The sequence below is a fragment of the Xanthomarina sp. GH4-25 genome (assembly GCF_045363175.1).
Classification (GTDB): Bacteria; Bacteroidota; Bacteroidia; order Flavobacteriales; family Flavobacteriaceae; genus Xanthomarina.
In genome coordinates, this window is sequence record NZ_JBJFLO010000012.1 from 1 (window position 1) to 25,637 (window position 25,637).

Here is a 25,637-nt window from a genome sequence, read left to right on the forward strand (position 1 = left end):
ATCCATTACATTATAAGTTACAGAATAAGAACCAACCAGAGCCGTATTGACAGCCGAAGCATCAATAACGATGCTACTAGTTATATCTCCAAAACAAGGATCGTTAGCCGTAGCACCAAGTTCATTATATGTTCCACAAGCTTCAATAGTTTGCGGATTAGCACCAACCAAAGTAATAGTTGGTACAGTGTTATCAACCACATTAACCGTTCTAGTTACTTGAGCAGCCGGATTTCCATTAGCATCTGTGACGTTATAAGTGACATTATAAGAACCTACAACAGCTGTATTGACAGCCGAAGCGTCAATAACGATGCTTCCAGAAATATCTCCAAAACAAGGATCGTTAGCCGTAGCACCAAGTTCATTATATGTTCCACAAGCTTCAATAGTTTGCGGATTAGCACCAACCAAAGTAATAGTTGGTACAGTGTTATCAACCACATTAACCGTTCTAGTTACTTGAGCAGCCGGATTTCCATTAGCATCTGTGACGTTATAAGTGACATTATAAGAACCTACAACAGCTGTATTGACAGCCGAAGCATCAATAACAATGTTACCTGTTATATCTCCAAAACAAGTGTCGTTGGCCGTAGCACCAAGTTCGTTATAAGTTCCACAAGCCTCAATAGTTTGAGGATTGGCACCATTAAGTGTAATCGTAGGAGCCTCATTATCAACAATAGTTACATTAAAACTGCAAGTCAATCCTGTTGCAATATTACCAGCATCGCGTTCTTCATAAGTTACTGTTGTTGTGCCTACAGGAAAGGTGTCACCATCTCCAAGAGCAGATATTAAAACCATAGAGCCACTAACAATGTCTGTAGTTGGTAAAGTAAAAGTTACCACAGCACCACAAGTTCCAGGATCTACATTTTGTGAAAAATTAGTTGGACAGGAAGAGATATTACGAAACTCAACCTTGCTTGTTCTCGTTAAATTTATATCCGGTCTTAAAGACAGATAACCTTCTAAAGGATTAAAGACTTGAGCGCTACTATAATTATTATGTAGTGCATTAAAATGTATATCAATCGACTTAGATAACCCATCAAAACTAAAAATGATAGTAGTTAAAATTAGCAAGTAAAGTAAGTATTTTTTCATAACATTAATATTACATATTATTATATGATATAAAGCACAAGTATTTGTGTTATAGTGTTTTAAAATTTTATTTGCTATTAATAATTTCGGAGGGAGATACAAATCTAATACAGATGTAAACCGGAAAGAAAAATACTCGACAAACAGTCAAAATAAACTATGAGTGCTTTGTTTTAGAACAGATAAACCCTAATGTTAGGTTAGCTATATACTATTAATGATTGAATATTTTTTCTTTAAATAAAATAATAATTTTAATTTTTAATAGATTCTATAAAGCAAAAAATATAATTTTTTAAAATTAATTTTTAGTTAGTCAGAAAATCTCAATAGCGATTGTCATATTTTCAATTATTTTTTGAAAATTTTTGTTTTATAAAGTGCTTAATAAAATTGAAGTTTTTTTGAAGAAATCATTACATGGTATAAATGATTTTTTTGTTCAATTTTTTTTATGACATCTCGTGTCATATTCCGAATGATCTTAACTGTTTACTTTTGTACAATAAATAAAAGTAATAGTAAGCTTTTAATGGTAACATTTAGAAAAACCAAGATTGATTAATAGCAGAGTGTTTTTTGGTTAATTGTAAAGACCTTACAGTATTGTAGGGTCTTTTTTTATACTTATAGTTTGTTACTTTCTGTAATAACAAATCTGGAAATAAAAAAGCTTAGTATTTTTAATACTAAGCTATTGTTATTGAATTGGAACCGAGATTTGAACCCGTGACCTCTGGGTTATGAAATTATAACTGACTGATAGTCAGTTATTTATGTTATAATCCTAGCTAAAAACGTGTTCAAAAATGCTATGGTTTAGAACACTTATGTTCATAATAATTTGAGCTTACAATATATAAAAAATTATTAAAAAGGGATTGTTTTTTAAGTAGATAAATTGGGGGTTTAGCGATTCCTACTTTTTCCGTTTTTGATATTTTAACCCTTTTTATGATGAATTTTTAGGTGAACACGTTTTAATTTTTAAATGCACACGATTTAATTTGAAGAATTACTTGAATTAATAAATATATTTAATCAAAAACATCCGTAAATTAGTTGCAATTATTTCAATTAATGACTTTTCAATTTAAGATTCTTCTGATTTTTTTTCTAGCTTTTATAACAAGTGGTTTTGCGTTTGTGAGAACCTCTCAACAGCAACCTGTAGATAGTGCTGTTTATTATTACCACAAAGTATTGAAGCCAGATTCTAAAACCGATTTAATCCAAGCCTTTGTATTTTACAGAAATAAAAAAGACTTAAGTCTAAAACAACTTGATACCATAAATGCTATTTATAATCTTAGACAGATTGCGATCATTCAAAAAAAACTTGGCATCTTATATGATAGTGAAACCTCTGCTATAGAAGCGTTAAGTCTTTTAGATATACTTCCAATTGATAAAACCACAAAGGAATCTAAAACTGGAATATATAATCATTTAGGTAGGGTTTATAGCGAGAAGAAAGATTATGATAATGCTATCATCTATTACAAAAAAGCTCTTGATTTGGCAGAGACTAAAGTCCAAGATCTGGTGTTGCGTAATAATATTGCGTTTGCATATATTAAAAAGGATAGTCTTTTATTAGCCTTTAATGAATTTAAAAGCATTTTAAAAGATAGTAAAGCGTATAATGATTCAATTATTATAGCGAGAACCCTAAATAATTTAGGTGTGGTTAAGGGGAAATTGCAAGATGAAACTGCAATAACAGATTTTAATACAGCTCTTGCTATTAGACTATCTTTTGGCAATAAATCTGATATTATAGGTAGCTACCTCGATATGTCAGAGTATTTTAAAGATACTGGTGATTTAATCCTAGCAAAACAATATGCCCAAAAAGCTCATGATCAGGCAAAATTGTCTAATAATCCAACCCATTTACTTCATACATTAAGCTTTTTGTTAGATCTTAAGGAAGATGATGAAGTACATTCTTATAAACAACTTTCAGATAGTATTCAAACAGCAAATTTATTGGTAGAAGGTAAATATGCTTCTAAAAAATATGCCCTAGCTAAACAGGAAGCGTTAGCAAACGAAAGACTGCTACAACTTGAGAAAGAAAAGAATTATAAATTTATTTATGGTTTTCTCGCTTTGTTTATACTAAGTATGGGGGTTATTGTTGCCATTTTTCAAAGATTGCGCTTCAAAAAACAAAAGCAGTTAGAAATTTACAATACGGAACTTCGAATCTCAAAAAAAGTTCATGATGAAGTGGCTAATGGGGTGTATCATGTTATGACTAAAATTCAACAACAAGAAAATAACAACGAGACTGTTTTAGATAACTTAGAAGTCATTTATAATAAAACAAGAGATATTTCTAGAGAACATAGTGAAATTCGAGTAGATGAAAATTATCAGGATGTCTTATTCGATATTCTATTAGCTTCAAAAAGTCAAGAAGTAAATGTAATTATTAAAGGATTAACTAAAATAAATTGGGATGATATTTCTGATGTTAAAAAAATAACGATTTATCGTGTACTACAAGAATTAATGACAAATATGAATAAGCATAGTCAGGCTTCATTAGTGGTTGTTGATTTTAAAAAGTCTGGTAAAAAAACAACTATTTCCTATACAGATAATGGTGTAGGTTGTATGTTAAATAAAAATAATGGTTTGCTAAATGTGGAAAACCGTATTCATGCTTTAAATGGTTCTATTACTTTTAAGACTCAAACAAAACAAGGATTTCATGTTTTAATTAGTATTTAAGATGTTTAAAAAAGTAATAGTTTCAGATGATTTAGTTAGTATCAATTTAGGAATGTTAACCATTCTAGACAACCTTCAAGTGAAAAATGTCGTATCAGTTCAATATTGCGATGATGCCTATTTAAGAATTAAAAAGGCAGAACAAGATGGGGTTCCCTTCGATTTATTAATTACAGATTTATCCTTTAAAAAAGACCATCGCGATCAAAAGTATCAAAACGGAGAAGATCTAATTATAGCTTTAAATAAGGAATTTCCAGATTTAAAAGTCATTGTATATTCTATAGAAGACCGTATTCAAAAAGTTAGAAGATTAATTAGCGAATATCAGGTAAAAGCATATGTGTGTAAGGGTAGAAGGGGGTTGATTGAGTTAACGGAAGCCATAAAATCAGTATATAATAATGAACTTTATGTTTCACAAGCTGTATCTCAAGCTTTACACAAAAAATCAGATTTAGAAATTGATGATTATGATATTTTTTTAATCAAACAATTGTCAAATGGATTGACACAAGACCAAATTAGCGCTTATTTTAAGGAAGAAAAGATTTCACCAAGCAGTTTAAGTTCTATAGAGAAAAACCTTAACAGACTTCGCATTCAATTTAAAGCCAACAATGCCATTCATTTGGTGGCCATAGTAAAAGATCTAGGATTGATTTAAAGTTTTTTTTGCTCGTTACGGATAACAGTAAAGAAAATATAAAACTTCAAAATATATTTGTATCAACGTTATTGATTTATTGATAACGAGGGAGATTATTTATAAAGCGTACAACTTCAGTACGCTTTATTTTTTGTAAATATCTAAGCCTTACATTTGTTGTCTTCCCAACATTTCATATTAACTTTGTTTATACATTTAATAAAAAAACTAAAATATGAAAACTCCTTCCTTCATTTTAACAGGCTTTTGTCTCATTTTTATTCTAAATTATTCTACAGTCAAAGGACAAGTTCTTCCAGAAAGAGATCGTGCTGAAATGCGAGATGCTATTTTAAAAGATCGTTTTGAAAACGTACTACCTAAATTAATGGATGAAAACGGTATTGATATGTGGTTAGTTATTGGCAGAGAATATAATGAAGATCCTGTAATGAAAACCATGTTGCCTGCCACTTGGCTCAATGCAAGGCGTCGGACTATCTTAGTGTTTTTCCGAAATAAAGCAACAAATACGATAGAACGATTAGCTGTTGCTCGCTATGATGTAGGAGATAATATAACATCGGCTTGGGATAAAGAAAAACAACCAAGCCAATGGGGTCGCTTGCTTGAGTTAATAGAGGAGCGCGATCCTAAAACTATTGGAATTAATGTGTCTGAACATTTTGGGATTGCAGATGGTTTGGTACAAACAGATTATGTCGAACTGATGGACATATTACCTTCTAAATATGAAGACCGAATAGTTTCAGCTGAAAAATTAGCCATCGGTTGGATTGAAACTAGAACATCAAAAGAGATGGAATTATACAACCAACTTGTAACTATTACAAGCGCTATTATTGATGAAGCATTCAGTGGGGAAGTCATTACTCCTGGAGTTACTACAACGGATGATGTGGTTTGGTGGATGCGTCAAAAAGTTACAGATCTTGGTTTAGAAACATGGTTTCATCCAACCATCGATATTCAGCGAAATGATGAAGAATTAAAGAGTCAAGTGGAATCTTTTAGTAAAGGTGAAAAAGAAAAAGTCATCATTCCTGGCGATTTATTGCATTGCGATTTTGGAATCACATATATTACTTTAAACACAGATTGCCAGCGTCATGCTTATGTATTAAAAGAGGGAGAAACCGATGTACCATCATTTTTGAAAGCGGCATTTGAAAAAGGAAATCGGGTGCAAGATATTTTAACAAATAACATGACACTTGGAAGAACAGGAAACGAGGTATTAGCAATGTCCTTAACTCAGGGGAGAGAAGAAGGCTTGAGACCAGCAATTTACACACACCCATTAGGAACTTATGGGCATAGTTTAGGAACAACTATAGGCATGTGGGATTCACAAAATGGTGTACCTGTAAAAGGCGATTATCCACTCCATGAAAATACTGTTTACGCTATAGAACTAAATACCACAGTAAACATCCCTGAATGGAAAAAAGACATCCGTATCATGCTAGAAGAAGCAGGCTATTTAGGGGTTAATGGATTTAGATATGTCAATGAAAGACAAAGAGAAATTAAAGTCGTTCGCTAATTGCATTTATTTTATTCAGTGTGATAGTAATTAATGAAGCGTATAATATTTTGTGCGCTTTGTTTTTGCTTACGGATTTCCGTAAAGTAATAATGTTTTATTGATTTAGATTTGGTTATAAATCAAAATCCATATCATGAAAAAACTATTACTAGTCCCTTTCGTATTTTTAATATTAGCTTGTTCTACAAAGTATATTAAATTTTCACCTTCAAAAAACGAGATAATTACAACGGATAGGTTATCACAGTTTTTGGAGAATAATCCATCACCAAAGGTTGTTTTAAGAACGCCTAATTTTTCATCTCAAACTACCGAAGAGGAAGATATAAGTTATTTATACAGTGCTATTGAAAAGGAGTTGTTAAGCAATGGGTTTGTTGTACGTGATAGAAACTTGTTTAATCAAGTGGTATCCAATAATGAAAATACGGTCGATTATGCCAAATTGAAAGCCAAAACCGATACTGACTTAATTATAGAATTAATTAAACTAGACAGAGAAGTTATTTATGAAACCAATAAATATCATACAGATAAAGGAAAATCAGGATTATTGGATGATCCTTACAAACAATATGGTGCAGCTGTAGAATTTAAAGTGGTTTTAATAGATAATAATGAGTTTGCAGGTACCTATAAATTTCATTATGCACCATGTTCTGAAGGAAATGGCTGTGAAATTAGCGAGTCTTTTAAAGAACGTATGAAACGCATTGAAAAACAAAAAGAAGGTTATGTAATCGTTGAAAAGGATGTCTTGGAAGAATTTATGAGACATGCAACGCTACGATTGGTTGAAGATATGAGAGACTAATTAAAACTTTGATTATGAAATATTTTTTTAAAAATTTAGTTGGAATACTTGTTTTGTTTGTCTCCTTAAATACATTTTCACAGGAAGTTGCTTGTAGCGACTTAGTAAATTATATCAAACAAAAAGGATACAGCAATGGTACCGTAAGTAGTTATACTTTAGATTCTGAATGGCTTTATGAAGTAAAAGCTTATAGCTATGATTATGATATTTATGTTATAGCCAAAATAAAGACCAGTGAATATAGTTACAGTACAAATACCTATATTTTCTGTGGTATCCCTTCATACAATTGGTCTAACTTTCAATATGGTGGCTATGGGGATTCAGATTCTTATGGAAAACGCTTCCACAAGTATATTATGGATTATAAGTGTAATTGTTATTAAGGTTTTTGTTTTTTTACAACAAGCTTTTTTAATTGCTTATATCCTTTCTTTTTATATCTTTAAACTCTCCTTATTTAGAATCTAGAATATAACTATGGTGTTATTATTCTGTAGTTTATTATTTATAAACATTTCAATCAATTTATTTGAATGACCAAAAACCTATCAAAAGCAGATATTAACTTCGAACAAGAACTCTGGAAAGCTGCTAACGAACTTCGTGGTGCTGTTGCTGAAAACCAATATAAAGATTACATCTTACCACTCATATTCTTAAAGCATGTGTCTGAACGCTATGAATTACGTAGAGATACATTAATAGACCTTTTTAAAGACGAAGCGTCTGATTATTACACTTCAGATGTTGAAGAGCAAAAATATGTATTAGAAGACCCAGACGAATATCTTTCTAAAAGCACTTATATTATTCCAGAAAAAGCCACTTGGCAATTTCTACAGGATAATGCAGAGCAGGATAATATTAAAGTGTTGGTCGATGATGCCTTTGATGTGCTAGACCAAACGCTGGCAACCTACAGACCAGATTTAAAAGGAATTCTGCCACGTATTTTTGTAAAGAGCCAATTAACAGCCAAACAAGTCGCTGGTTTAATCAACTTATTAGCCAATCCTAAGCTTTCCGAAAAAGAAAACCCAGATAGTGATATTCTAGGACGTGTGTATGAATATTACATTGGTAAGTTTGCTATTGCCGAAGGCTCTGGTGCAGGACAATTTTTTACACCAGGCAGTATTGTACGCTTACTAGTAGAAATGATAGAACCTTACGAAGGTAAAATATTTGATGCTGCATGTGGTTCTGGTGGTATGTTTGTGCAATCCTTAAAGTTTTTACAAGCTCATGGTGGAGATAAAAGGAATATTTCCATTTACGGACAAGAGCGTTACGATGGCACACTTCGTTTATGTAAAATGAACCTCGCCTTACGCGATTTATCCTTTGATGTCCGCTTAGGCGATTCGCTTTTACAAGATAAATTCCCAGACCTAAAAGCCGATTTCATCATTGTAAATCCACCATTTAATGTGAGCCAATGGCATCCTGAAGATTTACCAGAAAACGACCCTCGATTATTTGGACCAAAAGATGAGTTTACCACAGATGGTAGTGCCAATTATATGTGGATGCAAACCTTTTGGAGTCATCTTAGCGATAAAGGTACTGCAAGTGTCGTGATGGCAAATGGAGCGATGACCTCCAATAATAAAGGCGAAAAAAACGTACGCCAACACATGGTAGATAACAGTATGGTAGATTGTATTGTGCGTTTGCCAGACAAACTCTTTTTAACCACAGGTATTCCTGCCTGTATTTTTATACTTAGCAAAAACCGAGATGGCAAAGATGGCATCCACAGAAAGCGTACCAATGAGATTCTATTTATAGATACCTCTAAAATGGGAACTATGGAAAGCAGAAAGCTACGTGTCTTTACCGATGAAGACATCAATAAAATCACCGACACTTACCATGCTTGGCGAAACAACCCTAACGTCACTTCGAGTGATTCCGCCAAAGCGGAATCGTATCGAGAAGCTAGGCCTCTAGAAGTCTATGAAAACCAAGACGGTTTCTGCTACAGCGCAACCCTAGAAGAGGTTCAAAAACAAGACTACAAACTAACACCAGGTATTTACGTAGGTACAGAAGCGGTTGAAGATGATGGTATCCTGTTTGAAGATAAAATGGAAACCCTAAAAGCGCAATTACAAACCCAGTTTGAAAAAGGCAACAAATTACAACAACAGATTTTAGAGAATTTTGAAAAGTTTTAATATATGATTTTAGAAAGAATTAAAATAAAAGATTATAAGTCTATTTCTGAATTAGAATGGGTTTTAAATGACGAATTATCTTGTTTGGTAGGTCAAAATGAAAGTGGTAAAAGTAACTTGTTAGAGATTTTTGATTTTATTGAAGGTAAGGAGGCAAAAAAATTAAATTATGAAACTCATACGACTAGGTCAAGCGAGAGTTATAATAATCAAAAATTACCTGCAATAAATTACCATTTTAAATTTACAAAAGACTCCAGAAATAAATTTCTAGAAAAGCTTAACAAACTAAAAATTGAAACAGCAAAACATGGAGGTATAGAGAATCTATCACATTTTATTATAGAAATAGATGAAAGTCAAGGTGAAAATCAAAATATTTATTTTCTATGGAATGGTAAAAAAGTTCATCCTAAGAGTTTAACAACTATTATTTTAAATAATAGACAAGTTGGAGGTAGAATGACAGCATCAAATAGAGAAGTGGCTATTAGCCAACAGGTTCTAACAAACCTTGTGAAAGATATTGACTCTATTGTTCCCAAAAGAATTAAGTTAAATGACCAAGATTTTAAAATTACTTTCAATAGCTCATTAGAAAATATAAAAAACGGAAGTGCAAAAAACACCTCTTTGTTTAAATTAATGAAAATTGCAGGTTTGAATGACGCAAGTCGCATTCCGTCTGGGCGAAATCAAATTAGACAGTACTTGAGGGGGTTAAATCGAAAATTGAATAAAGAATTTGTACGCAAGTATTACTCACAAGATAATAGTGTCAGATTAGAGTTTGTTCATGATTCAGGGGAAATTTCAATAGATATTGAAGATAATTCGGATGGAACATATATTATGGAAGAGAGAAGTGATGGCTTCAAATATTTTTTCTCATTATTAATAGAAATGGCTTCTAATCTAACGGATAGCGAAAATGTATATTTTCTTTTAGATGAACCTGGAGGAAGATTACATCCTAGTGGTCAAAGAGATTTATTAAAGTATCTTGAAGAATTAGCGGAGAAACATAAAATTATTTATACAACACATTCTCCTTTCTTGATTAACAGACTTTTTCCAAACAGGGTGAGAATTGTAGATAGAGATGCAGAAAATGGAACTGTATTCAAATTCAAGGGCTTTTCTAAAAACTGGAAGCCAATGCGCTCTTCCCTTGGACTAAATATCAAAGATAGCTTCTACTATTCTGACAAAGCACTCATTGTAGAAGGACCAGAAGATTTAATCTTTATTTCAAGCTTAATAGATTATTTTAATAGAATTGGTGATTTAGAATTGAATACAGATTTGTTTTCATTTATAGATGCTGGTGGTGAAAGTAATTTACCAGCTATGGTGCAGATAATAATGGATGACGAAAGACCAACTTTAGTTTTAATAGATTCAGATTCTCAATCTACATTTAACAAGCTATCTAAAAAAGTTAATAAAGTTAACGATGAATCTATTTTAGATTTAATTCAAGTTAACGAATTTAAGAAGGAAGCTGTTTCTATTGAGGACTTATTACCGTACCAACTACTAGAAGATGCAGTAAAATTATTCTGTGCAGAATTAGAGACGGATGGTACATTTGAAAAAAAGAAATCTTCTTCAAATGTTCAAGATGCGGCTACAGTTACGACCTCTGTTTTAGCAGTTGTTAGTGACACAATTAAGGCTAATGCTAAATTACCAATTAATTTATCTAAAATAAACTCATCAAGGTACAATACTGAAATAACAAAGTCAGTAAAAGATTTTTATAAAGAAGTGGAATTAGATGTAGCAAAATGGAATACAAAAAACACACCAATATCTAAAGTCGGTATTGCACGTTATTTCGAGATTTTGCTTCATGATGAGGAGATAGATAAATCTAAAATGGATTTTAAACCTAGCTTAAAGCTAGTTAAAACTATTGCTAACAAACTAGGACTTTTAAGCTAATGCCTAACAACTGGAAAACATATAAATTAGGAGAAATAATAGATTATCAAAAAGGTTATGCCTTTAAATCTAAATGGTATCAAGATTCAGGTAAGTTAATTGTAAGGGTTTCTGATACAACAAGTGATTCTGTTGATATTTCAACTTGTCATAGAATTTCAGAAGAGAATGCTAAGAATTTAATGCAATATGAATTGTTAGAAAATGATATAATTATTGCTTCTGTAGGGTCTTGGCCACCCAATTATAATTCAGTTGTAGGTAAAGTAGTAAAAGTACCTAAGTCAGCACAAGAGTCATTATTGAATCAAAATGCAGTAAGGTTAAGAACAAAGGATAAGAAAAAGTTTAATCAAAGATTCATTTACGATGTAATGAAAACTCACAATTTTCTAAATTACATTGTAAATAGAGCACAAGGAAGCGCTAGTCAAGCGAGTATTAAATTAACCGACATTTTCGGCTATGAATTTAGTTTACCACCCCTCCAAGAACAAACCCAAATAGCAAACATCCTATCAGCCATAGACGACAAAATAGAAAACAACCTAGCCACAAATAAAACCTTAGAAGACATGGCTATGGCACTTTACAAACATTGGTTTGTAGATTTTGGTCCTTTTCAAGATGGCGAGTTTGTAGATAGTGAATTGGGTCTTATTCCTAAAGGTTGGGAAGAAAAAAGATTAGATGATCTAGCGCAAATATTAAATTCCAAAAGGGTTCCTTTAAGTACAGGACAAAGAAGTAATAGAAAAGGGAAATATCCATATTATGGAGCATCAGGTGTAATTGATAATATTGATGATTTTATTTTTGATGGTGAATACGTGATAATATCTGAAGACGGAGAAAATTTGCGCTCACGTAAAACACCTATTGGCTTTAGTGCGATTGGTAAATTTTGGGTTAATAATCATGCGCATATTTTAGAAGGGAAACAAAACGGAATTAATAAGTTGATTATTTGTCATATTGCCCAAATGGATATGAACCCTTATTTAACAGGTGCTGTTCAACCAAAATTGAATAAAAGTAACTTACTATCAATTGGTATAGCGATGCCAAAAGAAGATTCAATTATTCAGGAAGTTTTAGATGAGTTTTATTCAATATCTAGATTGATTTTTTCAAATGAAAAAGAAAATCAATCTTTAACAAAATTAAGAGACACATTATTACCAAAACTAATAAATGGAGAAGTACGTTTAAAAGAGTTTAGAGAACAATTAGAAAACGTCATTGTGAGGAACGAAGCAATCTCATAAATGGAAACTAAAAACAAACAGATTGCCACGACTAAAAAAGTCTCGCAATGACAAGATAATATGACCACAGAAGCAACCATAGAACAAGCCACCATCGATTGGTTATCAGATTTAGGGTATAAACACCAATTAGGCACCACCTTACCACAAAACCATAATACAGAAGTGGTATTAAAAGATAAGTTGCTTCAGTTTATACAAAAGCAATATCCAGACATTCCAGAGGAGATTCAAACACTGGCAGTTGCAGAATTTACCAATAATGCAGGTGCAGATTTAGAACATCGCAACCGTACCTTTCATTTAAAATTGACTAAAGGGATTGAGTTTGCCTACGAAGATGCATCTGGGAAAGAGAAAGCAGTGCATATTTACCCAATAGATTTTGCTAATCCAGATAATAATACCTTTTGGGCAGTCAATCAGTTTAGTATTACAGGAAAAAACAAACGGCGTCCAGACATTATTATTTACATTAACGGGTTGCCATTAATAGTCTTCGAATTAAAGAATTGGTATGACGAAAACACCAACATTAAAGAAGCACACAACCAAATACAGCATTACAAAAAAGACATTCCGTTGTTGTTTGAGTATAATGCCATAACTATTATTAGCGATGGTAACGAGGCACAACATGGCATGTTTAGTTCTGGTTTGGAGTGGTTTGCTGCTTGGAAAAGTATAAATGGTATAGATACCGTTCAGGAAGATGATTTCCAGATGCACACTTTGTTATTTGGGGTGTTTCCAAAAAACAGACTTCTTAATTACATAAAGAACTTCATTTTTCATGAAGACCATAATGGCACACTCATTAAAAAAGGTGCCAAGTACCATCAGTTTTTCGGAGTCAATTTTGCGGTAGAAGCTGCAAAAAAATCGGTACGTCCGTTTGGAGATGGGCGTATTGGTGTTATTTGGCATACACAAGGCTCAGGTAAAAGTATCTCAATGGCCATTTATACTGGTATTTTACGAAGCCTACCAGAATTAAAGAATCCAACCATTGTGGTGCAAGTAGATAGAAGTGATTTAGATAGGCAACTCTACGAAAACTTTGTACTCGCAAAAGATTTAGTAGGAGATGTGCAACATGCAGACTCTACAATAGATTTACGTAACTTATTAAGTGCAGGTGCTGGAGGCGTCATTTTTACAACCATAGAAAAGTTTAGACTAAAACAAACCACAGATGAGGTTTTAGGCGAATTAGAACATCCTATTTTGTCTGAACGAGAGAATATAATTGTTATGGCAGACGAGGCACACAGAACACAATATGGTTTGCTAGATGGCTTTGCTTCTAATTTACGTAAAGCGTTGCCTAATGCATCCTTTATTGGTTTTACTGGTACACCAGTAGATAGTAAAGATGCTGACACCGAAGAAGTGTTTGGAAGTGTGATTCACACATACGATATCAAACAAGCTGTAGAAGACAATGCCACAGTAAACATATTTTACGAACCCCGTTTGGCAAAACTCCATTTATGGAATGAAAGTATCGATGATGAGGTCGATGAGATTACAGAGGACGTTGAAGATAATAGCAATCTCAAATGGGCAGCTATTGAAGATGCAGCAGGAAGTGAAGATCGTGTTAATAAAATAGCAAAAGATATACTGAACCATTATACAAATAGAACCAACACACTGGCAGGAAAAGCCATGGTGGTTTGTATGAGCAGACGTAATTGCGTAAAAATGTATAATGCTTTAACAGCCTTGGACGATTGCCCAGAAGTTGCAGTGGTCATGACAGGAAACATCTCAAAAGACCCTATAGATTGGAACCCGCATTTTAGAACCAAAGATGCTACGGAAGCTATAAAAAGTAGATTTAAAAAAGAAGATGATCCTTTAAAAATAGTGATTGTTAGAGATATGTGGTTGACTGGTTTTGATGCGCCAAGCGTGCATACCATGTATGTAGATAAAATTATGAAAGGTCATAATTTAATGCAAGCCATTACCAGAACTAACCGTGTTTTTAAGGATAAAAGAAATGGTGTGATTGTCGATTATATTGGCATTGGCGATAATTTAAAAACGGCCACCAATAAATATACAGGAAGTGGAGGGAAAGGACAACCAACCATAGATATAGAACAAGCCTTAGAGTTATTTTATAATCAAGTTGAAATATGTAATGCGTTTATTCCTAAAGCTATTGATTATTCCGATTGGAAACGTTTACGTGATGCAGATAAAGTGTTATTAGTGAAGAAAGCAGTTAATCATATTATTAAATATGATGACGATGCTAACAATTATATGAAGGCTGAAAAAACATTATCTAGTTTGTTGTCTATTGTTAAAAGTCAGCCAGCAGTCCAAGATTATGCTGTCCATGTTTTATTTGCGCAACATGTATCTAAAGCCATACGTAATGCAAAGTCTGTTACTTCGAGTAGAAGTGAACAAAAAGAAAAAATAAAAGAACTGATTAGTCAAAGTATCGATTCAGAAGATATCGTAGATGTCTTTGCTATGGCAGGAATTGAGAAGCCAGATATTTCAATTCTAGATGAAACCTTTTTATTAGGAGCTAAAAAAGAGAAAGATGGTCATGCTTTAAAGATAGAATTGATAAAGAATATTCTTAAAGATGAAATTAAATTACGTCTTCATAAAAATATGAAGAAATACACCTCTTTAAGAGAAGAGTTAGAAAAAGTTATAGACCGTTACCATAGCAATGCTTTGGATAGTTACGCAACTATTGCCGAGCTAGTAGAACGTGCCAAAGATTTACAAAATGATGACAAGCGAACCGAAGAATTAGGTTTAAGTGAAGAGGAATTAGCGTTTTATGATATTCTAGCAGCGAAAAAAGACATCATCAAAGAAGAAGGCTTGATACGAGATATTGTACAAGCTGTTGTAAAAGCGGTAAAATCTAATCTTCAATTAGATTGGGTAAAAAAAGAAAATGCAAAAGCAGCTATTCGATTGGCTGTGAAAAAGGAATTGAGAGGCAAGGTTTCCATCGCAAAACTGAATGAAATATTAACTGAGATTATGGAACAGGCAGAAGGTCAGTATAGTGATTGGAGTGCTTAAAGACTCTAAAATGGAAAAAGCACAAATAGTAAAAATGGGTTATGTCATTCAAAATTATTTGGAGAAAACTAAATTAGTGGATGCAAAACCAAAAGATTTGATGCCAACACTAATTGAGAAGGGTTATTTTAAAAAGGACCATAGTGAAGGTTTGCCTTTACGGAATGTATTGAGGGATTTGGATGAAGTCAATCTTTTGTATTTGTTGCCTCAAGTTCGTGTTGAGAGAAAAGAAACCAATAGGTTTTGGTTTTTTAACCCACTTAATATTTAATAAAAAGTATGAATAAGAGAGATTATATTCGTGACATTTTTTGTTTGGAAGGTGATTGGGATGATAATTTGAGAAAAACTCGAACTATTTCTCCTGCACTTAATTTATTGTAAAAGAATAGTTGCATAAGACATGTATTACTAAAAAGGAACTAAAGTCGCGAGTAAGTATAATTATTGATGGAGATCAGAAAAGTTATGCTAGATTTAAAATTATATACTTTGCATTCCATGGTAAAGGAAGTCAAATTGATCTAGGAGTAGAGAATATTTCATTATCAAAATTATCAAAATATTTTGAAGATGCCTTTTCCAATCGTATAGTTCACTTTGGTAGTTGTAAAACGATATTTGATGAAAATGAGGTGACAGATTTTCTGGAAAAAACAAATGCTTTAGCCGTTACTGGATATTCAAAGAATGTTGATTTTATTCCTAGTACTGTTTTAGATATATTATTTTTTGAGGAATGTCAGAAGTGGAAAAACATTAAAAAAATTAAACAAAAAATGGAATCAAAGTATAGTCAACTGATAGATGACCTAGGCTTTAAGATTTATTTTTAGAACATTTTTAATTATTAAATATGATATTTGATAGAGTAAAAAAAGAGCATATACTACAAGGTATCAAAGACTTTGAAGATAAAGGCTATCCAAAAGAGTTTGGTCCATCTTCAACCTATGATTTAGTTTTTGAGAATAAACCTTATCCTCCAAAAGCCATTATGGCTTACGCCAATTTTCATGCAGAAGGGAGAACAATTGAACGTTATTTTAAAGGAGGTTTAAATACAGACTGTTTTAATGCATTTAAAAGAAATGGATTTGAAATAGTAAAAAAAAATAAAACGAATATGCACGAGAAGTTATACAAACTAAAACAAGAATTTCTAGATACTTGGCCTATTGAAAAATTGGAGAATATGACCTTAGAAGAGTATACGAATCTAGATAGAGAAGATTCGTTTTGTTATTGGTTAGAACACATTACTAGAGATTTAGGGAGTATTGTTGGTGGAAGCTCCTACAAGTTTGGTATTTATAAGATGGCAGAAACATCTAAAACAGAAAAAGCTAGTAATAGAACTAATAATGGGGATTATGCTTGGCATAATAAATATGGAAATACACAAGAAGAAGCCTATCATACTATTAAAAGTATACTAATAAAAATTGCTAAATCTGCTCAAGCAAATACATTAGAGGTTATAGATACTGTAGATTTAGGTCATGCATACAAATGGAAAATAGCATTTATGTATGGTAATTTTAATTGCTTAAATGCTTTTAAATTAGATGCCCTACACGTTATTGCTACTAACCTTAGTATAGAATACACGAATAAAACACCAATTTCTAAATTTCATAAAGACATAATAAAAACAAAATCTGATGATTTAGAATATTTTACTTGGAGCCATGCGTTATGGAAACAATATGAAACACGTTTAAGAGATGTAAAAAAAGATTTTGCTAAATGGTTAAACACAAATACATTTGAGTCTTATCGCGCTTACCTTGGGCAAACTAACAAAAGTATTGAAGATAGATTGGATGAGATAAATAACTATTTTGATGATCTTGATTTCTTTTTAGTAGATCCTACTAATATTAATGGTTTAGTAAGTTCCATTCTATTTTTACTTAGTAAAAAAGAGCGAATAAAAAACCCAGAATTTGTAGAATATGATACTAGAAACAGCAATGGAATACCTAAAGCAATTTTAGGTAAAAACAATTACATTAAATTTATAAAAGAAAAATTTGATTATCAAGAACCTAACTATTGGATCTTTCAAGGCAATCCAAATATATACAACATAACAAATGCCTTAAAAGCAGCACATTTAAAAAGCTGGAAAGTTGCAGCACATAAAGACAAAATAAAAATTGGCGATCAAGTTATTTTATGGCAAACAGGTAATAATTCTGGTTGTTATGCACTTGCTGAAGTAACTTCTGAAGTTGGTGTTTTTGAGGAAGAAACTTTTGAGCAACAATACTATATAAACCAAGAAGAAGACATAACTACAGATCGGGTTAAGATTAAGATAACTAAATATCTTGCAGACACTCCAATTTTGTGGGATGATATTAAACACAATCCAGTGTTTTCTAATTTTAAAGCTGGTAATCAAGGTACTAATTTTCGTGCTACAGAAGAAGAATTTAATGCATTGTTAAATTGGGGTAATGCAAATAATATTATGAAAAATGAAATATATTTTACAACTTCTAAGTCAAGTAATACAATGCCAACTAATAAAATATTATACGGTCCTCCAGGAACGGGAAAAACCTATTATTTAAAAGACCAGTTATTTGATAATTATACCTTAAAGGAAACATCAATTACAAAAGCTCAACATTTTGAAACTGTTGTTAGTGGTTGTTCTTGGTGGCAAGTTATTGCTATTGCTTTATTAGATTTAAAAAAAGCAAAAGTTTCCGATATTTTTACTCATAAATGGGTTCAGAAAAAAGCCAGCTTGTCAAATTCTAAAACAGTACGTCCAACACTTTGGGGACAACTACAAAGTCATACAATTAACGAATGCGAGTATGTGAATGTATCTAATAGGCAACAACCGTTAATTTTTAATAAAACAGAAGATTCACATTGGGAAATATTAGAAGAACAAGTGGAAGAATTAGTTCCAGAATTATATGAATTAAAAGACTCTATAGATAATTATAATCCAAATCCAGATGTTATAATTAAAAACTACGATTTTGTAACCTTTCACCAATCTTTCGCTTACGAAGATTTTATTGAAGGGATAAAGCCTATTATTCCTGAATTAGATACAGAATTAGAAGAAGCTAAGGACTTGGGATATACTATAGAAGATGGTGTATTTAAAAGACTATGTACAAGAGCAAAAAACGATCCAAATAATAGGTATGCTATTTTTATTGATGAAATAAATAGAGGGAATGTCTCTGCTATTTTTGGAGAATTAATTACCCTTATAGAAATTGATAAACGTCAAGGTGCTACAAACGAAATAAATATTAAATTACCTTATTCTAAAAAGGAATTTAGTGTGCCATCTAACTTAGATATTTATGGTACCATGAACACAGCAGATAGAAGTGTTGAAGCTTTAGATACAGCTTTACGTCGTCGTTTTGAATTTAAAGAAATGATGCCAGATTATGGTGTGATAGAAAATGAGTTTGTTGAAGATGTTGCTTTATCTAAATTGTTAAAAACCATAAATCATCGTATTGAATTATTAATAGATAGAGATCATACTATTGGACATTCGTATTTTGTTGGTGTAGATTCTGAAGAAAAATTAGCGAATGCATTTAGCAATAAGATTGTTCCTTTATTACAGGAATATTTTTATGGCGATTATGGTAAAATAGGATTGGTGTTAGGTAATGGGTTTGTTGATATAAGTGATAATAAAGAAATTGAATTTGCTAGTTTTAAATATGAGAATGCAAACGATTTTAGGATTCCAAGCTACCAACTAAAAAAGGTGGATAAAAATTCCGTTCTAGAAGCAATATCTGAATTACTAGGTGAAAAAGAAAAAGATTCAGAATAATTGAAAAAACGTAATAACATATCTGTTTTTGAACATCAACGTTTATATGTAGGTCAGCAGGGTTTTAAACAAACACATTTAGATGCGTTGTTAAAATTGAATGAATACCATGATGGTAATTATTTTGAGCCTATTGCAAAAGGGCTTAAGTTTAATCAATATGTTGGAGTAATACAAGTAGATGGCTTAACGATCGAGATTCATCCAAAAGCCGATAAAGCCGATAACGATAATAAATGGAAAGGTGTTTTGTTAAAGATGTTACAATCCTGTGGGAAGCTTAAAGCTGAATCGTCTGGTGCTGCACATGTAAAAAGACAACATCTAAATTTATTAGAGGTTTATTTTGAAATGTATTTACTAGAGGTAGAAGGTTTAGTTAGAAAAGGACTTATTAAACAATACCGTAAGCAAACTAAAAACACAAAAGCATTAAAAGGGAAATTAGAATTTGCAGGACATATTAGAAAAAACATAGTACATAAAGAGCGGTTTTATACCACACATCAAGTGTATGATCCTAATCACTTTTTACACCAAGTATTGCAAAAAGCGTTGACTATTGTAACACAATTTACAAATGGTTCTAGACTTCAAGATTTAGCCAATAGAGTACAACTTAACTTTCCAGAAGTAGATACGATTGTTATAACAGCTAAAAAGTTACATGAGATCCAGCTTAATAGAAAATCTACTGGTTATACCAATGCCATAGAATTGGCTAGGTTGATTATTCTAAATTATTCGCCTGACATTTCTAGTGGTAAGGAAAAGATGTTATCCTTATTGTTTGACATGAATGACTTATGGGAAACCTATATTTTAAAACAACTGCAAAAGGCTTGTTTAGGAACTGAGGTTGAAGTCTCAGGTCAAGAGTCTAAATCGTTTTGGGGAAATAATAGCCTAAGACCTGATATTGTATTAAGAAAAAGAGAAAAGACCTATATTATTGACACAAAATGGAAACGACCACAAAAGAGCTCAGCTTCTGTAAGTGATTTACGTCAGATGTATGCCTATTGTCGTTTTTGGGACGCAGATAGAGTGATGTTATTGTATCCTGGAACTTATTCTGAAAACACATTTAAACCTTATTTAACAGAAGATTATTCAAAGCATATTAATGGTAAGGCATTAGAAATGGATCATCAATGTAAAATGGGGTTTGTTTCAGTTTTAAACGAGGATAGTGGTGATTTAGATTTAGATATTGGAGGTAACATATTACGTTTGGTGTTTGAGAGAATTATTTGAGAACTACAATAAAAATATTTTGAAAGACTTTATTTCTAATTATTCTGGACAGTTTTAAATGATTTACCCTTATTTAAAAAGTTTGATTTTTTAGGGTATTCATTTTTATACCTGTTTCATATTCATTGAATCTAAAGTAAGAGCTTTAACTTAATGCTAACACCATGTTAAGATATTGCTAAATCTTAAGTATTTAGGGGTTTTGTGTGATTTTGAAAGATCCAAAAGGAGTTTTAATTCGTAACTTTGATAACACTTAATTGCATTTGTTATGAAACTATTACACTTATTAAAAAAACAATTCTTTTTGACTAAAGGACGGCAGGGAGAATCAAACGTAACTCTTAACGAAGCTCATACAAAAAATGTCAATTCCAGAGAGTATACAAAGGATGAAGATACCTTTATGTTTATATAACCGTAGAGGTTCAAGCTTCTTACTGAAACGTATGTGGCATTGCCATAGTACATGGATGGTAGTGAGTGCTTGATTATGACTTTTGGCGTTATATTTTGTGTTGTGGCACTACTTCCACAAATAGCCAATCCTATCTATGGATATATACTTTGTTTTGTTTAGTTTTTTAGTCCACAGTTGTTTTTATTTCCGCTTCATTTTTCACAAAAAACTTAACATAAATAAGTACTAAAATTGGCACTAATACCAATCCACTAATAAAATTCAATAATGAAGCCCAATCGGTCAATTCATTTCCACCTATTTGAATTAATACTAATTCGCCTAAAGGTCCTTTTGAAAATATTGTATTGTATATAAAATTCCAACCTAAATGAAGTCCGAAAGGTAGCATTATTGATTTAGTTTTTGAAAAAGCCCAAGCCCAAGCGTAACCCATTAGCCCAGTTCCTATAAAAACTAAAATCATAGCCATTACATTGCCTAAAACGCCGTATGAGAACCAATGGTAAATTCCGAATGCGATTGCGGAAATCAAAATACTTTTTTTAGAGCCTATTTTTTGAATGAAAATGTATAATAATGCTCCACGAAAAATTAATTCTTCTGTTAATACAGAGTTGAAATCCCACCAAAATGACTTTAATATAATGCCGTTCGTAATCTCATTATTCAAAATCCAAGTTGAAGATTTTAGATATGATTCTAAATATTGGACGAAAACGCAAAGTATCCCAGTAATAAGAAAACCTATTAAGAATTGCTTTAATCTTTTGCCTAAAGGAAGAAATCCTAATACTAAAATATTTTTCTTTTCAATTAAGAAAAGAAGTAGCCAAGAAACTGCTAACGCTACTAATATTCCTATCATTTATTTCGTTGTTTTTGAATTATGCCTATTGGGTTTGTATACGATTTGTTGGATATTAATTTTTTATTGTGTTCTTTTTTTGTTTTAAATCTTCTAACCATAAAACCTCCAAATCTTCTTTGGATAAATTATAGATATTTTTTATGTTTTCTGGCTCAATAATAAATTGTTTTAGTTTATCAATTCCATAAGATTTTACGAGAAATTCAATAATTGTAGCCGAAATTGGGTACCCGTTTAAATCTCCAAATTGATAATTATTTGCCTTTTCTAATTCGTTCCAAGATGGAATTTTATTATCGATTAATTGAGAATGAATGAACTCACGTTGAGATTCGTTAAGTTGTTTCGCTTCATAATAGGCATATCCTTCATTTAGCCAATTTGGTAAGCCTACAAGTCCTTGCTTCCTTATGTTTAGTACAACTGTATGGGTAAGTTCGTGAACAATGGCCTTTATAAGTGACTGATAAGTGTGTTCACTACCAGGATTTAAAGGACTTACCATTTGGAGTTCATTTTTACTAGCAGCCCCAACAACCCAATCTGGCGCATCTGTTGAGTTTATTGCACTATGAAATGTTTTTAAGTCAGGGTAAATAAAAACATCTATTTTAGAATTAAAGTTAGTTTGCATTTCTGTAGTTATGCGCAAATAGTTGCTTTCAAGTGCTTTTGATAAACTATCCAGAACTTTTTTGTCTTCTTTTTTTGAATAATAATTAAAATGATCACTTGTAGATTCTAAATTTAAAGAAGAGGTATTTTCTTTTTTAAAATTATCGTAATCAATTTCTTTGGTCAAAGGTGCAAGAATAAGTGGAGATGTGTATTGAGGTTCTGTCCAAATACCATTAATAGTTTTTCTGTTTTTTTCAAAAACTCCTCTGTAACTGGCTTGAGCAGCAGAAATTTCTATAACGATTGAATCTTTTTTAATATAAATCTGACTTAAAGGGATGCCTTGAATACCTTTACTAGGTATGCCTAAATTTCCAGCAAGTTGCCCTAAACTATCTTTGAAAATATTGAATACAAGTTCAGGGTTTGTGTCACCCATTTTTACTTTTCCAATCCAAGAACTTGGAGCTATTGATTTATTTGATTGTTGTCTACATCCAATTATTGTAATAATACAAAATAGAATTAAGAACTTAAATTTCATGAATTTTTCTATTTATAAGTAAGACGATTCAAATCAATCATTGTTACTACATTGTTTAAATTTAGGTCGATGATTGGATCAAATTAGTTAAATTACTTGTTTTATTTATCAAATTTGGCAACTCATTGCTATGTTTTTTATATTTTGTGACAGTTGGCTCTTAGTCTTCAATTTTTGTCGAATGTATTAACACTATTTTCCATTTCTCATTTATCTTTTTAAAAATAGAGCTCTCAATCCAATGAAGTTTTTTAATAACATTATTCTCTTCTATTTCAGACCATAAGTCGTAAATAGAATATGCAAAATCACCGTCTATTCTTAATGAGTGAATTTTAAATTTATCTTTTCTGATTATTTTATGATGTTGATTAGTTTTAAAATGTTCAATTTCTTGCTCAAGTGTCCAAATGTAATTTCCATTCTCTATTAGTAAGTAGTCTTCTGTACAATTGTCAATATAATTTTGAACGTCATAATTGCCTAATGCTTCATATGTGTTTTTTAAAACTTGTGTAATTGCGATCGAATCATTCTTCGTTTGTGCTATGCAATTGTATGATATGAAAAATAAAATAATTAAAGTGTTTTGTTTCATAAGGATTAAAGTTAATTCCTTTATATTTTTTTTTGTACCCCAAAGTTTACGTGTTTACTACGGTCTTATGTTTGATTAGTGGCGCGTTTTAGCAACTAATTTAGTAAACAAAAACCGAATAGAAAACCCGCGAGGACTTTCGTAAGTAGGCGAGAACCAAGCAATAAATTATATACGGTGTTGTAAGTAGTTATTATTTTTATTCTTGATTAGGTCTTTTTACTTCAATAGTCAAAAAACTCACTAATTCATTTTCTTTTGTCCTTTTTAAGTCGGCAAAAAACATGTGATCGTTTCCAGAATCCATAAATCTTGCTACCCTTCCTTTATATTGGTTAAAGAATATGTCATAATATTTGGGTTTTAATTCAAATACTACTGTAGTGTGAATGTGACGATTGTCATCAGAACTTCCATAATCTCCAGGCAAAATAGTTTCAACATAAATCTGCCCTTCGCTGTTAGTAAATGCCTGTCCATTTAGCCTTGCTGTGGATTCGTCATTTGGGTCAGTTTATTCATATTTTCCATCTGTAGACGTATGGTAAAATTTCACTAATTGATTAGGAAGGTTTCTTTTACTTTCTTTATCGATAAAGGTTAAGCAGAGTATGAGTTTTTCTCCAGGTTCATTCTCGTCTGTAATTTTCAATATATTTTTGCTTTGCAATTTTTGGAAATTGATGAGTGTATTATTTTCATTTTCTGACACTTTTAGAATAGTCCTATCTATAGAGCAACTGAATAAAGAAAGAGAAAAAGCAATTATAATTAATCTGTTCATTTTTTGTGAGATTAAATTACTTCCAACGTGTTTGTGTATGATTTCGTTGTGTTTCAGCAACAAATTTAGCAAATACAAACCGAATAGAAAATCCGAGAGGATTTACGTGAGTAGGCTGGAAATAGCTATTAATTATACACGTTGTTACCTGCTGGCTTTTATTTTCAGTTCTAATTTTCTAATCCAATTCGGACAGTTAAATATGAACCATCATATTCAATTTCCGCAATATGTGATGTAAACGAATTTTTAATAATTCCGTGCACTTCTTCAACGTCAGATTCCGCAATATATCCAATTTTCTTTCCGTCGTGTTTCACTACAATTGCTCTATCCGAGAATTTATTATTTTTTTCGTGTTTTAATTCCAACTCGTCATATTCCGTACAATAATTTAGAATATAATTTTTTCTACTTGCAATGTGAACTCCTGTTACTTCGTATTCTTCATAAATTCCAGTTTCTGATTCAGATTCTGTATTCTCAAGTATTGTTTCATTTCCTTCATTCGCTCTAATTTCCGCAAGTAGCGCTTTTGAAGAGGCAATTCGTTCTTCAGTTCTACTAATTAGTTCTGAAGTTGGAACATAATCATTTGGTTTTTTATTAATTTCAGATTTCGGTTTCGGATTCGGTTTGTTAGATTTTATTATAAAAATCAAACCTAAAATCACAATTCCAATTATAATGTATGTTAGCATCATTTAACAGCTTGCAGGTAAAGGTTTTATACTCCGTGTTGGCTATAGTTATCTTTTATATTTATTTACTAGGCCTATTTAATTCAGCTTCCGATTCTTGTCATTGTTATAAAAATCAGTATCAATGTTAGTATTCCAATTATAGTAGTAAATCGTCCTACTTTTTTTGATTTTGTCCAACCCGATAAAGCAATCATAGTACAAAGGGAAATAAGTCCAATCATAAATGTCAACATTCCCACAATTCTGGCAATCTGAAAGTCATTTAATGAAACATTTTCAATATATCCTCCTGGTGTTGTAGTCATTACAATATTTACCATTGCAAAAACGCTCACAAGAAAACATCCAGCTGATAAAGTTGCTGATTTCAAAATTCGATTGTTCAGTTTATCATTTTTTTCAGAAACCAATAAATTCGCTACTACTGTAATTGAAAATCCACTTAATAACGAAGTAATTAAAAGTGTTTGCTTTCCAAGTTCATTCCAATATTCTAATGTGATTTCCATTTAAATTTTTGTTAGTTCTAATGTCTTGTCCTGAAATATGGCTACAGGTTAAAATTGAATTTACGCTGATAATTTATATACCATATTTGGTGTTTTATAGTCTAAAGATAAATGTAATCTTATTTCGTTGTATAAATTAAT

21 protein-coding genes are annotated in these 25,637 nt (G+C 31.5%); 13 read left to right on the plus strand and 8 right to left on the minus strand.

Annotated elements, in window-relative coordinates:
- The coding region (locus ACI5KZ_RS14280) for an immunoglobulin-like domain-containing protein (protein WP_406848011.1) at positions 1–1,113 on the minus strand (1,113 nt) is incomplete at its 3' end.
- 1,080 nt (positions 1,114–2,193) lie between these two features.
- Here ACI5KZ_RS14280 and ACI5KZ_RS14285 point away from each other — a divergent pair.
- The 13 genes from ACI5KZ_RS14285 (at position 2,194) to ACI5KZ_RS14345 (ending at position 20,447) form a co-directional block, all read left to right on the plus strand.
- Positions 2,194–3,855 (plus strand): tetratricopeptide repeat protein, encoded by a 1,662-nt coding sequence (locus ACI5KZ_RS14285; protein WP_406848012.1) that lies wholly within the window; start codon positions 2,194–2,196, stop codon positions 3,853–3,855.
- 1 nt (position 3,856) lies between these two features.
- Positions 3,857–4,522: a response regulator gene (locus ACI5KZ_RS14290; RefSeq protein WP_406848013.1), complete on the plus strand. Its 666-nt coding sequence runs from the start codon at positions 3,857–3,859 to the stop codon at positions 4,520–4,522.
- A gap of 217 nt (positions 4,523–4,739) precedes the next feature.
- Positions 4,740–6,071 (plus strand): M24 family metallopeptidase, encoded by a 1,332-nt coding sequence (locus ACI5KZ_RS14295; protein ID WP_406848014.1) that lies wholly within the window; start codon positions 4,740–4,742, stop codon positions 6,069–6,071.
- 136 nt (positions 6,072–6,207) lie between these two features.
- On the plus strand, positions 6,208–6,888 hold the full coding sequence (locus ACI5KZ_RS14300; protein WP_406848015.1) for a hypothetical protein: 681 nt from the start codon (positions 6,208–6,210) through the stop codon (positions 6,886–6,888).
- 14 nt (positions 6,889–6,902) lie between these two features.
- Entirely contained in the window at positions 6,903–7,277 is a 375-nt protein-coding gene (locus ACI5KZ_RS14305) for a hypothetical protein (RefSeq protein WP_406848016.1), read from the plus strand.
- Positions 7,278–7,427: 150 nt separating this feature from the next.
- Complete coding sequence (locus ACI5KZ_RS14310) at positions 7,428–9,074, plus strand: N-6 DNA methylase (RefSeq protein WP_406848017.1); 1,647 nt, start codon at positions 7,428–7,430, stop codon at positions 9,072–9,074.
- A gap of 3 nt (positions 9,075–9,077) precedes the next feature.
- The gene (locus ACI5KZ_RS14315) at positions 9,078–11,021 is read left to right on the plus strand and encodes an ATP-dependent nuclease (RefSeq protein WP_406848018.1); all 1,944 of its coding nucleotides are present in this window, start codon (positions 9,078–9,080) and stop codon (positions 11,019–11,021) included.
- On the plus strand, positions 11,021–12,289 hold the full coding sequence (locus ACI5KZ_RS14320) for a restriction endonuclease subunit S (RefSeq protein WP_406848019.1): 1,269 nt from the start codon (positions 11,021–11,023) through the stop codon (positions 12,287–12,289). The genes ACI5KZ_RS14315 and ACI5KZ_RS14320 overlap by 1 nt, the downstream gene beginning before the upstream one ends.
- A gap of 60 nt (positions 12,290–12,349) precedes the next feature.
- Positions 12,350–15,355, plus strand: coding sequence for a type I restriction endonuclease subunit R (locus tag ACI5KZ_RS14325; protein WP_406848020.1), 3,006 nt, complete (start codon positions 12,350–12,352; stop codon positions 15,353–15,355).
- A 10-nt stretch (positions 15,356–15,365) separates the two neighbouring features.
- Positions 15,366–15,629, plus strand: a complete 264-nt coding sequence (locus ACI5KZ_RS14330; protein ID WP_406848021.1) for a hypothetical protein — start codon at positions 15,366–15,368, stop codon at positions 15,627–15,629.
- A 121-nt stretch (positions 15,630–15,750) separates the two neighbouring features.
- A complete protein-coding gene (locus ACI5KZ_RS14335) occupies positions 15,751–16,194 on the plus strand; it encodes a DUF6642 family protein (protein WP_406848022.1) in 444 nt (147 codons plus the stop codon).
- 20 nt (positions 16,195–16,214) lie between these two features.
- Complete coding sequence (locus ACI5KZ_RS14340) at positions 16,215–19,190, plus strand: EVE domain-containing protein (protein WP_406848023.1); 2,976 nt, start codon at positions 16,215–16,217, stop codon at positions 19,188–19,190.
- Positions 19,191–20,447: an McrC family protein gene (locus ACI5KZ_RS14345; protein ID WP_406848024.1), complete on the plus strand. Its 1,257-nt coding sequence runs from the start codon at positions 19,191–19,193 to the stop codon at positions 20,445–20,447.
- 584 nt (positions 20,448–21,031) lie between these two features.
- Here the strand turns inward: ACI5KZ_RS14345 and ACI5KZ_RS14350 are convergent.
- The 7 genes from ACI5KZ_RS14350 to ACI5KZ_RS14380 form a co-directional block, all read right to left on the minus strand.
- The gene (locus ACI5KZ_RS14350) at positions 21,032–21,736 is read right to left on the minus strand and encodes a CPBP family intramembrane glutamic endopeptidase (RefSeq protein WP_406848025.1); all 705 of its coding nucleotides are present in this window, start codon (positions 21,734–21,736) and stop codon (positions 21,032–21,034) included.
- Between the two features lie 55 nt (positions 21,737–21,791).
- The gene (locus ACI5KZ_RS14355) at positions 21,792–22,901 is read right to left on the minus strand and encodes a peptidase MA family metallohydrolase (RefSeq protein ID WP_406848026.1); all 1,110 of its coding nucleotides are present in this window, start codon (positions 22,899–22,901) and stop codon (positions 21,792–21,794) included.
- Positions 22,902–23,061: 160 nt separating this feature from the next.
- Positions 23,062–23,499: a nuclear transport factor 2 family protein gene (locus tag ACI5KZ_RS14360; protein WP_406848027.1), complete on the minus strand. Its 438-nt coding sequence runs from the start codon at positions 23,497–23,499 to the stop codon at positions 23,062–23,064.
- A gap of 199 nt (positions 23,500–23,698) precedes the next feature.
- Complete coding sequence (locus tag ACI5KZ_RS14365; protein ID WP_406848028.1) at positions 23,699–23,929, minus strand: hypothetical protein; 231 nt, start codon at positions 23,927–23,929, stop codon at positions 23,699–23,701.
- A gap of 84 nt (positions 23,930–24,013) precedes the next feature.
- The gene (locus tag ACI5KZ_RS14370; protein WP_406848029.1) at positions 24,014–24,283 is read right to left on the minus strand and encodes a hypothetical protein; all 270 of its coding nucleotides are present in this window, start codon (positions 24,281–24,283) and stop codon (positions 24,014–24,016) included.
- A gap of 170 nt (positions 24,284–24,453) precedes the next feature.
- Positions 24,454–24,987 (minus strand): hypothetical protein, encoded by a 534-nt coding sequence (locus ACI5KZ_RS14375; RefSeq protein WP_406848030.1) that lies wholly within the window; start codon positions 24,985–24,987, stop codon positions 24,454–24,456.
- An 80-nt stretch (positions 24,988–25,067) separates the two neighbouring features.
- Positions 25,068–25,496, minus strand: coding sequence for a hypothetical protein (locus tag ACI5KZ_RS14380; protein WP_109307971.1), 429 nt, complete (start codon positions 25,494–25,496; stop codon positions 25,068–25,070).
- Positions 25,497–25,637 lie beyond the last annotated feature (141 nt).

Bases quoted from the DNA above. Each gene is read 5' to 3' on its own strand.
- ACI5KZ_RS14285 (WP_406848012.1), top strand. From the start codon at position 2,194: ATGACTTTTCAATTTAAGATTCTTCTGATTTTTTTTCTAGCTTTTATA.
- ACI5KZ_RS14290 (WP_406848013.1), top strand. From the start codon at position 3,857: ATGTTTAAAAAAGTAATAGTTTCAGATGATTTAGTTAGTATCAATTTA.
- ACI5KZ_RS14295 (WP_406848014.1), top strand. From the start codon at position 4,740: ATGAAAACTCCTTCCTTCATTTTAACAGGCTTTTGTCTCATTTTTATT.
- ACI5KZ_RS14300 (WP_406848015.1), top strand. From the start codon at position 6,208: ATGAAAAAACTATTACTAGTCCCTTTCGTATTTTTAATATTAGCTTGT.
- ACI5KZ_RS14305 (WP_406848016.1), top strand. From the start codon at position 6,903: ATGAAATATTTTTTTAAAAATTTAGTTGGAATACTTGTTTTGTTTGTC.
- ACI5KZ_RS14310 (WP_406848017.1), top strand. From the start codon at position 7,428: ATGACCAAAAACCTATCAAAAGCAGATATTAACTTCGAACAAGAACTC.
- ACI5KZ_RS14315 (WP_406848018.1), top strand. From the start codon at position 9,078: ATGATTTTAGAAAGAATTAAAATAAAAGATTATAAGTCTATTTCTGAA.
- ACI5KZ_RS14320 (WP_406848019.1), top strand. From the start codon at position 11,021: ATGCCTAACAACTGGAAAACATATAAATTAGGAGAAATAATAGATTAT.
- ACI5KZ_RS14325 (WP_406848020.1), top strand. From the start codon at position 12,350: ATGACCACAGAAGCAACCATAGAACAAGCCACCATCGATTGGTTATCA.
- ACI5KZ_RS14330 (WP_406848021.1), top strand. From the start codon at position 15,366: ATGGAAAAAGCACAAATAGTAAAAATGGGTTATGTCATTCAAAATTAT.
- ACI5KZ_RS14340 (WP_406848023.1), top strand. From the start codon at position 16,215: ATGATATTTGATAGAGTAAAAAAAGAGCATATACTACAAGGTATCAAA.
- ACI5KZ_RS14350 (WP_406848025.1), bottom strand. From the start codon at position 21,736: ATGATAGGAATATTAGTAGCGTTAGCAGTTTCTTGGCTACTTCTTTTC.
- ACI5KZ_RS14355 (WP_406848026.1), bottom strand. From the start codon at position 22,901: ATGAAATTTAAGTTCTTAATTCTATTTTGTATTATTACAATAATTGGA.
- ACI5KZ_RS14360 (WP_406848027.1), bottom strand. From the start codon at position 23,499: ATGAAACAAAACACTTTAATTATTTTATTTTTCATATCATACAATTGC.
- ACI5KZ_RS14370 (WP_406848029.1), bottom strand. From the start codon at position 24,283: ATGAACAGATTAATTATAATTGCTTTTTCTCTTTCTTTATTCAGTTGC.
- ACI5KZ_RS14375 (WP_406848030.1), bottom strand. From the start codon at position 24,987: ATGATGCTAACATACATTATAATTGGAATTGTGATTTTAGGTTTGATT.
- ACI5KZ_RS14380 (WP_109307971.1), bottom strand. From the start codon at position 25,496: ATGGAAATCACATTAGAATATTGGAATGAACTTGGAAAGCAAACACTT.